Source organism: Dactylosporangium fulvum, from assembly GCF_025137375.1.
In the GTDB taxonomy this organism is placed as follows: domain Bacteria; phylum Actinomycetota; class Actinomycetes; order Mycobacteriales; family Micromonosporaceae; genus Dactylosporangium; species Dactylosporangium fulvum.
Genome location: NZ_CP073720.1, coordinates 6,263,372 through 6,280,637, shown reverse-complemented (window position 1 = coordinate 6,280,637; position 17,266 = coordinate 6,263,372). Strand labels below are relative to the sequence as shown.

General features: G+C 75.3%; 2 protein-coding genes. Both read left to right on the top strand.

The genetic code is table 11. The features are described 5' to 3' along the window. The first annotated feature begins 70 nt into the window (after window positions 1-70). Entirely contained in the window at window positions 71-3,100 is a 3,030-nt protein-coding gene (locus tag Dfulv_RS29100; protein ID WP_259856815.1) for a non-ribosomal peptide synthetase, read from the top strand. A 69-nt stretch (window positions 3,101-3,169) separates the two neighbouring features. Then, a complete protein-coding gene (locus Dfulv_RS29095) occupies window positions 3,170-17,266 on the top strand; it encodes a type I polyketide synthase (RefSeq protein ID WP_259856814.1) in 14,097 nt (4,698 codons plus the stop codon).

Sequence of the window (17,266 nt, the reverse complement as noted above, 5' to 3'; positions counted from 1 at the left end):
TCCCGGCCACGGCTCCGGGCGGCCCCCGGCCGACGATACTTCCGAGCAGCCGAAACGAGGGAGGCCGACCTTGCCGTCCACTGTGGACTCCGTAGCCGCGCGGCGCGCCGCGCCGGTGTTCCGCCGGCCCGTCTCGCCCGTCGAGTGGTGGATCGCCGCGCATCCCAAAGGCACCGCGCCGGTGCTGCAGATCGCGGTCGAGGGCGTCGGCACCCTCGACCCGGACCGGCTCGCGGAGGCGGTCGCCGTCGCGTCCGACGCCTGTCCCGGCACCCGCCTGGTCCGCAAGGGCCGGTCCTGGGTGGACACCGGACGCCCGCCGGCGGTCCGCCGCGTCACGCACGAGGGCCCCGGCCGGCCCCGTGTCGAGGACCTGGCGGAGCTCCAGGAGCCGCTCCACGACCGGTCCGGCCCCACCTGCGAGGTGCTCCTCGTCGGCGGCCCCGACCCGGCGGTCGTGTTCCGCGCCGCGCACGCCGTGATGGACGCCGGCGGGGTGCTGCTGTGGGCCTCCGACGTCTTCCGGGCGCTGCGCGGCGAGCCGCTCGTCGGCGCGCCCGACACCGTCACCGAGACCGACCTGCTGCCGCCGCTGACCGGCAAGCCGGAGGCACCCGGCCTGGTGTACCCGGCGCTGCTCGGCGAGCGGGGCAAGGCCCGCCGGACGCTGTGGCTGCGCCGTACCGTCGACGGCTACCACGCCGGCCTCATCGCCCGGCTCGCGACCGTCATCGCCCCGCTCACCGGCGCGCCGGAGGCCCGCTTCTCGGTGCCGGTGAACCTGCGCCGGTACGCGCCGGAGACCCGCTCGACGGCGAGCCTGTCCCACAGCCTGCCCTTCGACGTGCCGGTCGGGCAGGACTGGGAGCAGACCCACCAGCGCCTCCTCACCCTGCTCGCCGAGCAGCGTGACGCCCAGGCGCGGCTCGACCCGGCCGTGCTGAAGGTGCCGATCCCGCTGCTGCGGCTCATGAACGGCGCCCTCGAGAGCAAGGCGACGAAGTCCAACCGGTACGCCTCGCACGCCTCCCTCGCACACTTGGGCCGGGTCGACGTGGCCGGCTTCAGCACCGGCGGCTTCGCCGCGACCGCGCTGTTCTCCCTGTCCACCGCACCCGCCGGCGGCCCGGTCGAGATCGACGTCGTCGAGTGCGCGGGCCACACCGAGATCGTGCTCAGCTGGCACGACGGGCCCGGCGTCGCGGAGCGGGCCGCCGAGGTCCTCGACCACATCGAGGAGGCGCTGTCGCCGAAGACGCTGCGCACCTGGGCCGCCAACAACACCGCCCACCCCGTGCCGGCCGAGGCCACGGTCGTCGCCGTCTTCACCGAGCAGGCCGTCGCCACCCCGGACGCGGTCGCCGTCAGCGGCCCCGACGGCACCGTCACCTACGCGGAGCTGGACCGCCGCTCCCGCGCCGTCGCCGCCGCACTGCACGGCCACGGCGTCGGCCCCGGCGACGTGGTCGGGGTCCTCGCCGACCGCACCGCCGCGGCCGTCACCGCGATCTGGGGCGTCCTGCGCGCCGGCGCCGCCTACCTGCCGCTCGACGTGCAGCACCCCGACGCGCGTCTCGCCGACATCCTGACCGACGCCGGCGCGCCCGTCTGCCTCGTGCAACGCCCGCACGACCTGCGCCGGGTGGTGCCGGACGGCTGCGCCACCGTCGTGCTCGACGAACTGCCCGGCGAGCCGCCGGCCGACTGGCGGGAACCCGCCGTCACGCCCGGCGACCTCGCCTACGTCATCTACACCTCGGGCTCGACCGGCAAGCCCAAGGGCGTCGAGATCGAACACCGGTCGCTGCAGAACTACGTCGCCTGGGCGACCCGCGAGCTCGGCGTCGACACCACGACCCGGATGCCGCTGCTGACCTCGTTCGCGTTCGACGTCTCCTGCACCTCGATCTTCCTGCCCCTGCTCGCCGGAGGCACGCTGCTGCTGCCCGGCGGCGACCTCAACCACGCGACACTGCGCCGGCTGCTGACCGAGGACGCACCGACCGTACTGACGATGACACCCTCGCTGCTGGAGCTCATCTGCGAACTCGACGTCCGGCCCGCCGGGGTGCGGGTCGTCGCCGCCGCCGGTGAGGTGCTGCGGCGCAGCCTCGCGCTGCGGGCCCTGGAGCTGTTCGGCCCGCAGTGCCGCCTGTTCAACCTGTACGGGCCGACCGAGGCCACGATCGAGGTCACGATGCACCTGTTCGACCCGGCGCGCGACACCGCCGCCGGCGTGCCGATCGGCGTGCCCACCGACAACTGCACCGCCCACGTCCTCGACGCCCAGCACCGCTTCGTCGCCCCGGGCGAGGCCGGTGAGCTGCACATCGGCGGGGTCCAGCTGGCCCGCGGCTACCGCGGCCGCCCCGACCTCACCGCCGCCCGGTTCGTCCGGCTCGCCGACGGCACCCGCGTCTACCGCACCGGGGACATCGTGCGCGTCTCGCCGGCCGGGCACATCGAGTTTCTCACCCGCGCCGACGACCAGGTGAAGGTGCTCGGCAACCGCATCGAGCCCGCCGAGATCGCGCAGACCCTCGAGGACCACCCCGCAGTGGTCCGCGCCGCCGTCGTCCCGCGCGGCCGCCCCGGTCACGACCACAAGATGCTCTGCGCCTACGTCGTCGGCGAGGGCGCCGACCCGGCCGAGCTCCAGGCGTTCGTGGCCGAACGACTGCCCCGCTACATGGTGCCGGCCACCGTCACCGTCGTCGGTGAGCTGCCGCGCACCGTCAACGGCAAGATTGACGTGCGGGCGCTGCCGGACCCGTTCGCCGCCGGCGACGAGCCCGCCGGCCACGAGGACGGCCGCGACGCCGTCACCCGGGCCGTCGCCGGCGTGTGGGCCACCACCCTCGGCGTCGACGCCGACCGGCTGCCCGACGACGCCGACTTCCACCACTTCGGCGGCGACTCGCTGCTCATGCTGTCGATGGTCGCCGGGGTGTGCCGCGAGATCGTCGGCACCGCGCACGAGCAGCGGTTCATGGACCGCCTCGGCGACATCGTGCGGCAGCCGACGATCGAGCGGGTCGCCGCGATCGCGCGCGAGGCCCGCGGCGACACGCCCGCGGTCCCGGCCGCCGCCACCGCCTGACGCCACGTCCCCGCGACCGACCGACCGAACAGCCGCGCCCCGCCGCGCCGTGACGAGGAGCCGAGTGAGATGGCGAACGAGGACAAGCTCCGCGAGTACCTCAAGCGCGTGACGGCCGACCTGCGCCAGGCCAACCGGCGCATCCGCGAGATCGAGGACCGCGGCCGCGAACCGATCGCCGTCGTCGGCGTCGGCTGCCGGTTCCCGGGCGGCGTGACCGGCCCCGACGAGCTGTGGGACCTCGTCGTGAACGAACGCGACGCCGTCGGCGCGGCACCCACCAACCGCGGCTGGGACCTCGACCGGATCTACGACCCGACCCCCGGCCGGCCCGGCCGCACCTACGCCCGCGACGGCGGCTTCCTCCACGACGCCGACGCGTTCGACAACGGCTTCTTCGGCATCTCGCCCCGCGAGGCGCTCGCCATGGACCCGCAGCAGCGGCTGCTGCTGGAGACGGCGTGGGAGGCGCTCGAGCACGCCGGCCTCGACCCGGAGACGATCCGCGACACCGAGACCGGTGTTTTTGTCGGCGCCAGCCACCAGGGCTACGGCGCCGCGCCGGAGTCGGCCCCCGACGGCGTCGAAGGGCACCTGCTCACCGGAGGCGCCGCGGCGGTGCTGTCCGGCCGGCTCGCGTACACGTTCGGCACCCGGGGACCGGCGGTCACGGTCGACACGATGTGCTCGTCGTCGCTCGTCGCGTTGCACCTGGCCGTACGGTCGCTGCGGCTCGGCGAGTGCACGTTCGCGGTCGTCGGCGGGGCGACCGTGATGGCGAGCCCGCAGTCGTTCGTCGAGTTCAGCCGCCAGCGCGGCCTGGCGCCCGACGGGCGGTGCAAGGCGTTCTCCGACGACGCCGACGGCACCGGCTGGGGCGAGGGCGTCGGCGTCCTGCTGTTGGAGCGGCTGTCCGACGCGCAGCGCAACGGCCACCGGGTGCTCGCGGTCGTCCGGGGCAGCGCCGTCAACCAGGACGGCGCCTCCAACGGCCTCACCGCACCCAACGGCCCCGCCCAGCAGCGGGTCATCCGCGCGGCACTGGCCGACGCCGGGCTCGAACCGCCGGACGTCGACGCGGTCGAGGCGCACGGCACCGGCACCACCCTCGGCGACCCCATCGAGGCCGACGCGCTCCTGGCCACCTACGGGCAGGGCCGCGACCCCGGCCGTCCGCTGTGGCTCGGCACGCTGAAGTCGAACGTCGGCCACACGCAGGCGGCGGCCGGTGTCGCCGGGGTCATCAAGTCGATCCTCGCCATGCGCCACGGCGTGCTGCCCCGGACCCTCCACGTCGCCGCGCCCTCGTCGAAGGTCGACTGGTCGGCGGGCGCGGTCGAGCTGCTCACGTCGGCCCGGGACTGGCCTGTAGCGGGGCGCCCGCGCCGGATGGGCGTCTCGGCGTTCGGCGCCAGCGGCACGAACGCGCACGTGATCCTCGAGGAGGCCCCGGAGCCTTCTGTGGTGGAGCCGCCGGCGCGGGCGGTGTTGCCGGTGGTGCCGTGGCCGGTGTCGGCTCGGGGCGCGGCGGCGTTGGATGCGCAGGTGGACCGGCTGCGCGTGGTTGTGGGTGACCCGGTGGATGTCGGGTTCTCTCTGGCCACGACCCGCACGCAGTTCGATCACCGGGCGGTGCTGCTCGGTTCGTCGGTGGTGCGGGGTCGGGTCCGTGACGGCAGGAATGCGATGTTGTTCACGGGTCAGGGTGCGCAGTGGTCGGGGATGGGCCGGGGGTTGTATGAGGCGTTCCCGGTGTTCGCGGCGGCGTATGACGCGGTCTGCTCTCTTGTGGAAGGCCTGTGCGACGTCGACGGCCCGGTGTTGGATGAGACGCGGTGGACGCAGCCGGCGTTGTTCGCGTTTGAGGTGGCCGCTTACCGGCTCCTCGAGTCGTGGGGCCTGAGGCCGGACTTTCTGCTGGGGCATTCGATCGGTGAGTTGGCGGCGGCGCATGTGGCTGGGGTGTGGGATCTTGAGGGTGCGTGTCGGATTGTGGAGGCGCGGGGCCGTTTGATGCAGGCGTTGCCGTCGGGTGGCGCGATGATCGCGGTGCAGGCTTCCGAAGAGGCCGTGCGGGCCGTCCTGGTTGATGGTGTGTCGATTGCTGCGGTGAACGGTCCGGATGCGGTGGTGCTGTCCGGTGATGAGGATGCTGTTGCGGCGGTGGCCGCGTCGTTGAACGTGAAGTCCAAGCGGTTGCGGGTCTCGCACGCGTTCCATTCCCACCGCATGGATGGCATGTTGGCGGAGTTCCGGGCGGTGGTGGCGTCCGTCCCCGTGTATGAGCCGGTCATTCCGGTGGTGCCGGCCGCCGACGGGAACGTCACGGATCCGGACTACTGGGTGCGGCAGGTGCGGGGGACCGTGCGGTTCGCCGACGGGGTGGCGACGCTGCGGGCTTCCGGTGTGTCCCGGTTCCTGGAGGTCGGACCTGACGGGGTGCTGTCGGCTCTGGTCGACGACGGGATTCCGGTGGCGCGCAAGGGCCGCGACGAGGTGACCACCTTCCTCACCGCGATGGCGAAGGCGCATGTGAGCGGGTGGTCGCCGGACTGGACCAAGGTGTTCGGCAACGCGGCCGTCGTGGAGCTGCCGACGTACGCCTTCCAGCGGGAACGGTACTGGCTCGACACCGTCAGGCGCCGCGGCCGGTCCGACGCCGACGGCTGGTGCTACCGGGAGACGTGGAAGACCGTGCCCGTCGCGCCGGCCCGGCCGGCCGGGCGCTGGCTCGTCGTCGGCGCGTCCACGCTTGCCGACGCGCTCGCGGCCGGCGGCGCCGAGCCGGTGGTCGTCGAGCCGGTGTGGGAGCGCGGTGCGCTCGCCGACCGGCTGCGGGCGGCCGGCACCGTGGCCGGGGTCCTGGCGGCGCCCGCCGGCGCGTTCGAGGCGCTCACCGTGCTCCAGGCGCTCGGCGACGCCGGGATCGGCGCGCCGCTGTGGTGCGTCACCAGCGGTGCCGTCGCCGACGGGCCCGTCCGCGACCCGCTGCGCGCGGCGGTGTGGGGCCTCGGCCGGGTCGCGGCACTGGAGCACCCGGACCGCTGGGGCGGCCTCGTCGACCTGCCGGCCGAGCCGGACACGACCGACCTCGCGGCGCTGTGCGGCGTGCTCGGCGGGGCGTACGGCACCGAGGACCAGCTGTCGATCCGCGGCGGCGCCGTCCGGGTGCGGCGCATCGTCCGGGCCGCCGCCGGGCCCGCGTCGCCGTCGTGGCGGCCGAGCGGCACCGCGCTCGTCACCGGCGGCACGACCGGGCTCGGCACGCAGACCGCCCGGTGGCTGGCCGCCAACGGCGCCACCCACGTCGTGCTCGTCAGCCGCCGCGGCGCCGCGGCACCCGGCGCCGACGCCCTGCGCGAGGACCTCGTCGCGCTCGGCGCCGGTGTGACGATCGCCGAGTGCGACGTCGCCGACCGGGACGCGCTCGCCGCCCTGGTCGCCGTCGTCGAGGCGGAGCACGGGCCGGTCCGGACCGTGGTGCACGCCGCCGGTGCCGGCGTCCTCGGCCGCCTCAGCGACGCGGGCGCCGACGACCTCGAACGGGCCGCCGCCGCGAAGGTCGACGGCGCGGTCAACCTCGACGCGGTGTTCGACTGCGACACCGTCGACCGGTTCGTCATGTTCGCCTCCGTCGCCGGGGTGTGGGGCAGCGGCGACCACGGCGCCTACGCGGCCGCCAACGCCTGCCTCGACGCGATCGCGGCGGCGCGGCGGGCCCGCGGGCTCGCCGGTACCTCCATCGCTTGGGGCATGTGGAGCCCGGAGAGCGGCGGCATGACCCGCGACGGCGTCGGCGACTCCGCCAACTGGCACGGCATCACGCCGATGGCGCCCGGCGCCGCCCTCGACGCGTTCCACCGGGTCCTCGACCGCGACGAGACGGCGATGGTTGTCGCCGACGTCGACTGGGCACGGTTCGTGCCGCTGTTCACCGCCGCGCGCGAACGGCCGCTCATCGCCGACCTGCCCGAGGTCGCCGACCTGCCGGACCGGGCGCCGGACACCGCCGCGCACGCCGGCCGGATGGCGGGGCTCGACGGCGCCGACCGGTCCCGGGTGCTGCGTGAGCTGGTGCGCACGAGCGCAGCCACCGCCCTCGGCCACACCGACGCGAACGCCGTCGACGACACCCGCCCCTTCCGGGACCTCGGCGTCGACTCGCTCACCGCGCTCGAACTGCGCGACGCGCTGAACGCCGCCACCGGACTGCGCCTGCCGGCGACGGTCGTCTTCGACCACCCGAGCGTCAAGGCGCTCGCGGCGCACCTCGACACGGAGCTCGGCGGCGCGCCCGGCACGGCCGCCGACGCCGCCGGTCCCGCGCCGTCCGCCGACGAGCCGATCGCGATCGTCGGCATGAGCTGCCGCTTCGCCGGCGGCGTCGAGTCACCCGAGGACCTGTGGGCGCTGCTGGTCGAGGAGCGTGACGCGATCGGGCCGCTGCCCGGCGACCGCGGCTGGGACGTCGACGACCTCTTCGACCCCGACCCGGACCGGCCGGGCAAGAGTTACGTCCGCGAGGGCGGATTCCTGCGCGACGCGACCCGGTTCGACCCGCAGCTGTTCGGCATCTCGCCGCGCGAGGCGGTCGCGATGGACCCGCAGCAGCGGCTCCTGCTGGAGGTCGCCTGGGAGGCGTTCGAGGCCGCCGGGATCAACCACACGACGCTGCGGGGCACGCGGTCCGGGGTCTTCGTCGGGGCGGCCGGCGGCGACTACGGCACCCGCCTGCCGGAGGTACCCGACGGTGTCGAAGGACATCTCATCATCGGTACCGAGAGCAGCGTCGCCTCCGGCCGCATCGCGTACACGTTCGGCCTCGAAGGACCCGCCGTCACCGTCGACACGGCCTGCTCGTCCGGCATGGTCGCCCTGCACCTGGCGGCCCAGGCGCTGCGGCGCGGCGAGTGCGACCTGTCGCTGGCCGGCGGCGTCGCGGTCATGTCCTCGCCCGCGGCGTTCGTCGGGTTCAGCCGCCAGCGCGGCCTCGCCGCCGACGGCCGGTGCAAGGCGTTCTCCGACCGCGCCGACGGCATGGGCCTCGCCGAAGGGGCCGGCATGCTGGTCCTGGAGCGGCTGTCCGACGCCCGGCGGCTCGGCCACCGGGTGCTCGCGGTCGTCCGGGGCAGCGCCGTCAACCAGGACGGCGCCTCCAACGGCCTCACCGCACCCAACGGCCCCGCCCAGCAGCGGGTCATCCGCGCCGCCCTGGCCGCCGCCGGCATCGAGGCGTCCGACGTGGACGCGGTCGAGGCGCACGGCACCGGCACCGCGCTCGGCGACCCCATCGAGGCGCAGGCCCTCCTTGCCACCTACGGCCAGGACCGCGACCGTCCGCTGTGGCTCGGCTCGCTCAAGTCGAACATCGGCCACACCCAGGCCGCCGCCGGCATCGGCGGGATCATCAAGACGGTGCTCGCCATGCGCCACGGCCTGCTGCCCCGGACCCTGCACGTCGACCGGCCCTCGTCACACGTCGACTGGTCGGCGGGCGCGGTCGAACTGCTCACGTCGGCGCGGGACTGGCCCGAGCCGGGGCGCCCGCGCCGTGCGGGTGTCTCGTCGTTCGGCGTCTCCGGCACCAACGCCCACGTCATCCTCGAGGCCGGCGACGCCGAGGCGGTGCCCGTGGCGGCGGAGGAGGCCGTGGTACCGCTGCTGCTGTCCGGGCACGGTGACGCGGCGCTGCGCGCGCAGGCCGGCCGGCTCGCCGCGCACCTGGACGCCCACCCCGAGCAGCCGCTCGTGGACGTCGCCCGGTCCCTGCACACGACCCGGCCCGCCCTGAGCCACCGCGCGGCCGTCGTCGGCGCCGACCGTGCCGCCGTCCGCCGGGAGTTGCTGGATTTCGCCGCCGGCACGCCGTCCGGCGCGACCGTCACCGGCGTCACCCGGCCCGCCGGCCGGGTCGCGTTCGTCTTCCCCGGCCAGGGCTCGCAGTGGGCCGGCATGGGCGTCGAGCTGCTCGACGCCGAGCCGGTGTTCCGGGAGCGGATCGAGGCGTGCGAGGCGGCCCTGGCGCCGTTTGTGGACTGGTCGCTGACCGGGGTCCTGCGTGGCGCCGGCGGGGCGCCCGGACTCGACCGGGTCGACGTGGTGCAGCCCGTGCTGTGGGCGGTGATGGTGTCGCTCGCCGAGCTGTGGCGGTCGTACGGCGTCGAGCCCGACGTCGTCGTCGGCCACTCCCAGGGCGAGATCGCCGCCGCGTGCGTCGCCGGCGTGCTCAGCCTCGACGACGCCGCGCGGGTGGTGGCGCTGCGCAGCCAGGCGCTGTCGGTGCTCGCCGGGCGCGGCGGCATGCTGTCCGTGGCCCTGTCGCAGGAGCGCGCCGCCGAGCGGCTCGAACCGTGGGCCGGGCGGCTCGGCGTCGCCGCCGTCAACGGCGTCGCCTCCGTGGTCGTCTCCGGCGACGTCGACGCCCTCGACGAACTGGCCGCGGCCTGCTCCGCCGACGGGATCCGCGCCCGCCGCGTCGAGGTGGACTACGCCTCCCACTGCGTGCACGTCGAGGAGATCCACGACGTGCTGCTGGAGCTGCTCGCCCCGGTCGAGCCGCGCCCGGCCACCGTGGAGTTCCGCTCCACCGTCGGCACCACGACCGACGACATCGAGCTCGGCGGCGCCGAGTACTGGTACCGCAACCTGCGCCACAGCGTGCAGTTCGCGCCCGCGGTGGCCGCGCTGTCCGAGGCCGGCGTCGGCACCTTCGTCGAGGTCAGCGCCCATCCGGTGGTGACACCCGGCATCCTGGAGACGCTCGACGGCACCGACGCGGTGGCCGGCGGCACGCTGCGCCGCGACGACGGCGGGCGCACCCGCTGGCTCGCCGCCCTGGCCGGGCCGCACTGCACCGGAACGGCGGTCGACTGGGGGCGCGTCGTCGGCACCGGCCGGATCGTCGACCTGCCGACCTATCCGTTCCAGCGGCAGCGGTACTGGCTCGACCCCGCACCCGCCGCCGTGGCCGCCGACCCCGTCGACGCGAAGTTCTGGCGGCTCGTCGAACAGCAGGACCTGCGGGAACTGGCCGCGACCCTCGCGGTCGAGCCGGCCGCCGTCGAAGGGCTGCTCCCCGCGCTGTCCACCTGGCGGCAGGCGGAGCGCCGGCGCGGCGAGCTCGACTCGTGGCGGTACCGGGTCCGCTGGCAGCCGCTCGTCACCGGGCCGGCCGTCCACACCGGACGGTGGCTCGCCGTGGTGCCCGCCGCAGGCCCGGCCGGCGGCTGGACCGAGCAGGTCGTCGCCCGGCTCGCGGCGGCCGGTGTCCGGCTCGACGTGGTCGCCGTCCCGGCCGACGCGGACCGGGCGGCCACGGCAGGGCACCTGCGTGCCGCGCTCGACGGCCCCGAGTCCCCCGACCGCGTGCTGTCGCTGCTCGCGGTCGACGAGCAGCCGATCCGCCCCGGCTCGGCGCTGCCCGCCGGGCTCGCCGCGACGATCGTCCTGATCCAGGCACTCGGCGACGTGGGCTGCACGGCGCCGCTGTGGTGCGCCACCCGCGGCGCGGTGTCGGTCGGCGACGGCGATCCGCTCACGGCGCCGCTCCAGGCGATGACCTGGGGGCTGGGCCGCATCGCCGCGCTGGAGCACCCGGACCGGTGGGGCGGCCTGGTCGACCTGCCGGGGGACGTCACGGCGAGTACCGCCGAACAGCTCGCCGCCGTCGTCGGCGGCACCGGCGGCGAGGACCAGGTCGCCGTCCGGGGCTCGGGCGCCTACGGCCGCCGGTTCACCCGGGTCGGCACCGCACCCGGGGCCCGCGAGCGCTGGCGGCCCGACGGCACCGTCCTCGTCACCGGCGGCACCGGCGGCATCGCCGCACACCTCGCGCGCCGCCTCGCCGCCGAAGGCGCACCGCACCTCCTGCTCGCCAGCCGGCGCGGCCCCGCCGCTCCCGGCGCCGCCGACCTGGTCCGGGAACTGGCCGAGGCGGGCTGCGCGGTGACCGTCGCGGCGGTCGACGTCACCGACCGGGACGCGCTCGCCGCGGTCCTGGCCGCCATCCCCGCCGACCGCCCGCTGCGGGCGGTGTTCCACGCGGCGGCGGTCCTCGACGACGGCGTCGTCGACGGGCTCGACACCGCCCGCGCCGCCGCGGTCGCGGCGCCGAAGGCCGACGCCGCACTGCACCTCCACGAACTCACCCGCGACCTCGACCTGACCGCGTTCGTGCTGTTCTCGTCGCTCGGCGGCGTGCTCGGCGGCCCCGGCCAGGGCAGCTACGCCGCCGCGAACAGCTTCCTCGACGCGCTCGCCCGGCAGCGGCGCGACGCCGGCCTGCCGGCCACCGCCGTCGCCTGGGGCGTGTGGGCCGGCGGCGGCCTCGCCGACGGCGAGGTGGGGGAGCGGGCCCGCCGCCAGGGCATGCTGCCGATGGCCCCGGACCGCGCCCTCGACCTGCTGTTCCGCGGCCTCGACGACGGGGACACGAACCTCGCCGTCGCCTCCGTCGACTGGGCCCGCTACGCACCGTCGTTCACCGCGTCCCGGCCCAGCCCGGCACTGCGCGACCTGCCCGAGGCCGTTGTGGAAGCGGAGAGCGAGCCGGCCGTGCCGCTGGCCCGCGAACTCGCCGCGCTCGCCCCCGCCGAGCGGGAGACCCGGGTGCTGCGGCTCGTCCGGCACACCGCGGCCGCCGTGCTCGGCTTCCCCGGCCCGGACGCGGTCGACGCCGGCCGCGCGTTCCGCGAGATCGGCTTCGACTCGCTCACCGCCGTCGAACTGCGCAACCGGCTCGGCGCCGCGACCGGCCTGCGGCTGCCCGTGACGCTGGTCTTCGACCACCCGACCGCGACCACACTGACCCGGCACCTGCTCGCCGAACTCGGCGGCGCGGACCCCGCGCCGGCGCCGGTCGAGCCGGGCCCGCCGCCGGTCGACGCCGACGACCCGGTCGCGATCGTCGCGATGAGCTGCCGCCTGCCCGGCGGCGTCCGCAGCCCCGAGGACCTGTGGCGGCTGCTCGCCGACGAGGTCGACGCGGTCGGCCCGTTCCCCACGGACCGCGGCTGGGACCTCGACCGGCTCTACGACCCCGACCCGGAACGGTCCGGCACCTTCTACACCCGCGAGGGCGGCTTCCTGTACGACGCCGCCGACTTCGACTCCGCGTTCTTCGGCATCTCCCCGCGTGAGGCCATGGCCATGGACCCCCAGCAGCGGCTGCTGCTGGAGACGGCCTGGGAGGCGTTCGAGCGGGCCGGGATCGACCCGGCCACGGCGCGGGGCAGCCGCACCGGCGTGTTCGTCGGCTCCAACTACCACGACTACGTCTGCCGCCTCCACGACGCCCCGGAGGGCTTCGAGGGCCAGCTCGCCCTCGGCAGCGCCGGCAGCGTGGCGTCGGGCCGGATCGCGTACCTGTTCGGGCTCGAAGGACCGGCGCTGACCGTCGACACCGCCTGCTCGTCGTCGCTCGTGGCGCTGCACCTCGCGATCCAGTCGCTGCAGCGCGGCGACTGCACGCTCGCGCTCGCCGGGGGTGTCACGGTCATCTCCTCGACCGACACGTTCGTCGAGTTCAGCCGGCAGCGGGCCCTCGCGCCCGACGGGCGGTGCAAGGCGTTCTCCGACTCCGCCGACGGCGCCGGCTGGTCCGAGGGCGTGGCGCTGCTGCTCGTCGAACGGCTCTCCGACGCCCGTCGCAACGGTCACCCGGTCCTGGCCGTGGTGAGGGGCAGTGCGGTCAATCAGGACGGTGCGTCCAACGGGCTGACGGCCCCGAACGGTCCGTCGCAGCAGCGGGTGATCCGGGCGGCGCTGGCCGCGGCGGGTGTCGCGGCCTCCGAGGTGGACGTGGTCGAGGCGCACGGCACCGGCACCGCGCTGGGTGACCCGATCGAGGCGCAGGCCCTCCTCGCCACCTACGGGCAGGACCGGTCGCCGGATCACCCCCTGTGGCTCGGCTCGCTGAAGTCGAACCTGGGCCACACGCAGGCGGCCTCCGGTGCCGCGGGCGTGATGAAGATGGTGCTCGCGATGCGCGAGGGTGTGCTGCCGCGGACACTGCACGTCACCGCCCCGTCGTCGCACGTCGACTGGTCGGCCGGTGCCGTGGAACTGCTCACCTCGGCCCGTGGCTGGCGGTCCGCGGGGCGTCCGCGGCGGGCGGGTGTGTCCTCCTTCGGCATCTCGGGCACAAACGCGCACGTGATCCTCGAAGAGGCCCCGGCGCCTGCTGCGGCGGAGCCGCCGGCGCGGGCGGTGCTGCCGGAGGTGCCGTGGCCGGTGTCCGCCCGCAGCGCGGCGGCGCTGGACGCGCAGGTCGAACGGCTGCGCACGGTCGTGGGTGACCCGGCGGACGTCGGGTTCTCCCTGGCCACGACCCGCACGCAGTTCGATCACCGGGCGGTGCTGCTCGGTAACACGGTGGTGCGCGGTCAGGTCCGTGACGGCAGGAACGCGATGTTGTTCACGGGTCAGGGTGCGCAGTGGTCGGGGATGGGCCGGGGTCTGTATGAGGCGTTCCCGGCCTTCGCCGCAGCCTTCGACGCGGTCTGCGCTCATATCGAGGGCTTGCGGGATGTTGAAGGTCCGGTGTTGGACGAGACGCGGTGGACCCAGCCGGCGTTGTTCGCGTTTGAGGTGGCCGCTTACCGGTTGCTGGAGTCGTGGGGTCTCGCACCTGATTTTCTGCTGGGGCATTCGATCGGTGAGTTGGCTGCGGCGCATGTGGCTGGGGTGTGGGATCTTGAGGGTGCGTGCCGGATTGTGGAGGCTCGTGGCCGGTTGATGCAGGCGTTGCCGTCGGGTGGCGCGATGATCGCGGTGCAGGCTTCTGAAGAGGCCGTGCGGGCTGTCCTGGTTGATGGTGTGTCGATTGCTGCGGTGAACGGTCCGGATGCGGTGGTGCTGTCCGGTGATGAGGATGCTGTTGCGGCGGTTGCCGCGTCGTTGAACGTGAAGTCCAAGCGGTTGCGGGTCTCGCACGCGTTCCATTCCCACCGGATGGACGGGATGTTGGCGGAGTTCCGGGCGGTGGTCGCGTCCGTTCCCGCGTATGAGCCGGTCATTGCGGTGGTGCCGACCAGCGATGGGGATTTCACGGATCCGGATTATTGGGTGCGGCAGGTGCGGGGGACTGTGCGGTTCGCCGACGGTGTGGCGACGCTGCGGGCTTCCGGTGTGTCCCGGTTCCTGGAGGTCGGACCCGACGGGGTGCTCTCCGCCCTGGTCGACGACGGGATCCCGGTGGCGCGTAAGGGCCGCGACGAGGTGACCACGTTCCTGACGGCCGTGGCCAGGGCACATGTGAGCGGCTGGTCGCCGGACTGGGGCAAGGTGTTCGGCAAGGCGGCCGTCGTGGAGCTGCCGACGTATGCCTTCCAGCGGCAGCGGTACTGGCTCGACGCCCCGCACGGCACCACCGACCCCGCCGGTCTCGGCCTGGCCGCCGTCGACCACCCGCTGCTCGGCGCCGGAGTGCCGCTCGCCGGGACCGACGGCTACCTGTTCACCAACCGGCTGTCGATCGCCGACCAGCCCTGGCTCGCCGACCACCGGGTGATGGACACGGTGCTCCTGCCCGGCACGGCGCTCGTCGAGCTCGCGCTGTGCGCCGGCGAGGCCGTCGGCTGCGAACGGCTCGACGAGCTGACCCTGCAGGCCCCGTTGGTGCTGCCCGAGGCCGGGGCGGTCCAGCTCCAGCTGACCGTCGGCGCCGCCGACGAGTTCGGCACCCGCACGTTCCAGATCCACACACGCGGCGCCGGCGCGGCCGACGAGACCTGGACCACCCACGCGACTGGACGGCTCGCCGCGGGCCGGTCCTGGGACGCGCCCGACCTCACCGCATGGCCGCCGGCGGGCGCGCAGCCGGTGCCGACCGACGGCATGTACGAGCGGCTCGCCGCGGCCGGTTTCGCCTACGGGCCGGCGTTCCAGGGGCTACGGCGGGTCTGGCGGCTCGGCGACGCGGTCTACGCCGAGGTGGCGCTCGGCCCCGGCGAGCAGCCGTCCGCGGCCCGGTACCTGCTCCACCCGGCCCTGCTCGACGCCGCGCTGCACACGCTCGCGTTCGCCGACGGGCTCGCCGGGCGCGGGGTGCTGCCGTTCTCGTTCGAGGGCGTGACGCTGGACGCCACCGGCGCCGCCGCGCTGCGGGTCCGGCTCGTGGCCACCGGGCCGGAGAGCGTCACGGTCGACCTCGCCGACCACACCGGCCGGCCGCTCGCGGCCATCGGGTCGCTCGTGCTGCGGCCCATCACCGCCGACCAGATCAAGGCGGCCCGCTCGCCGTACCACGACTCGCTGTTCCGGGTCGACATGGTGATGGCGCCGGTCTCCCCGGCACCCGCCCAGGCCCGCCAGCGCTGGGCCGTGCTCGGCAACCACAGCGTGAAGCTGCTCAAGGCCCTCGGCACGACCGGCGCGGCCGTCGAGGCCTACCCGGACCTGGCCGCGCTCAGCGAGGCGGTGCGGGCGGGTGCGGCGGTGCCGGACCGGGTCGTCGTGTCGTGCGCGGAGCGGCCCGAGGGCGACGGCATGTCCGCCCGCGTGCGCAGCGCCACGTACTGGGCGCTCGACCTCGTCCAGTCCTGGCTCGCCGACGACCGCTTCGAGGGCTCCCGGCTGGTCTTCGTGACGTACAGCACCGGCGGCGACACCGTCGACGACCTCGCGTGGGCGCCGGTATGGGGCCTGGTCCGCTCGGCGCTGACCGAGAACCCGGACCGGTTCGTCCTCGTCGACCTCGACGACCGCGACGTGTCCTACGCCGCGCTGCCGGCCGCGCTGCTGTGCGGGGAGGGCAACGTCGCCGTCCGGGTGGGCGCGGTGCACGTGCCACGGCTCGCGCGGGTCGCCGTCACCCCGGGTGCGAAGCCCTCGGCGACCTGGGATCCCTCGGGCACGGTACTGGTGACCGGCGGCACCGGCGACCTCGGCGGGCTCATCGCACGTCACCTCGTCGCCGAGCACGGCGTGCGGCACCTGGTGCTCACCAGCCGGCGGGGTCTCGCCGCCGACGGCGCCGCCGAACTCCGGCGGGACCTGGTCGCCGCGGGCGCGGACGTCACGGTCGCCGAGTGCGACGTCGCCGACCGGGCCGCGCTCGCGGCACTGCTGGCCGGCATCCCCGCCGACCGCCCGCTCACCGGTGTCGTCCACGCGGCCGGCGTCGTCGACGACGGCGTGGTCTCGACGCTGACCCGGGAACAGGTCGACGCCGTCCTGCGGCCCAAGGTCGACGCGGCGCTGAACCTCGACGAACTGACCCGCGACCTGCCGCTGTCCGCGTTCGTGCTGTTCTCGTCGATGGCCGGCACCTTCGGCGGTACCGGACAGGCGAACTACGCGGCCGCGAACACGTTCCTCGACGCGCTCGCCCACCAGCGCCGGGCGGCCGGTCGCCCGGCCCTGTCGCTGGCGTGGGGCCTGTGGGAGCAGGGCAGCGGGATGACCGCCAAGCTCGGCGAGGGCGACCTGCGGCGCATGGCCCGGGGCGGGCTGGCACCGCTGTCACACGCCGAGGGGCTCGCCCTGTTCGACGTCGCCTGCGTCGTCGACGAGACGGTCCTGGTGCCGGCGCGGCTCGTCGTCGACTCGATCCGGGCGGCGGCCGGCACCGAGGCGGTTCCGGCGATCATGCGCGGGCTCGTCGGCCGGCCGGCCCGGCACGCCGTCACCGCCGCCCCGCCCGGCGCCGACGGCCCGCAGGAGACGCTGGAGTCCCGGCTCGCCCGGCTCAGCACCGCCGAGCGGCAGCGGACCGTCCTCGACCTCGTGCGCGCCGAGGCCGCCGTGGTGCTCGGCTACCCCGGCCCGGACGCGGTCGAGGCCGAGCGCGGCTTCCTGGAGCTCGGCTTCGACTCGCTCACCGCGCTGGAGCTGCGCAACCGGCTCGGCGCCGCGACCGGGCTGCGGCTGCCGGCGACCCTGCTGTTCGACTACCCGACGCCGGACGCGATGGCCATGCACCTGCTCGGCCAGCTCGTCCCCGACGACGCCGGCGCCGCGCTCGCGGTGCTCGACGAACTCGAGGCGGCCCTCGCCGGCGCCGCCGACCACGACACCCGTGACCGCGTCACGGCCCGGCTGCAGCACCTGTTGGCGACGCTCACCGACCGGCAGCCGGCGCACGCCGCGGCCGTCGCCGAGCGGCTCGACACGGCCAGCGACGACGACCTGTTCGCGTTCATCGACAACGACCTCGGCCTGTCGTAG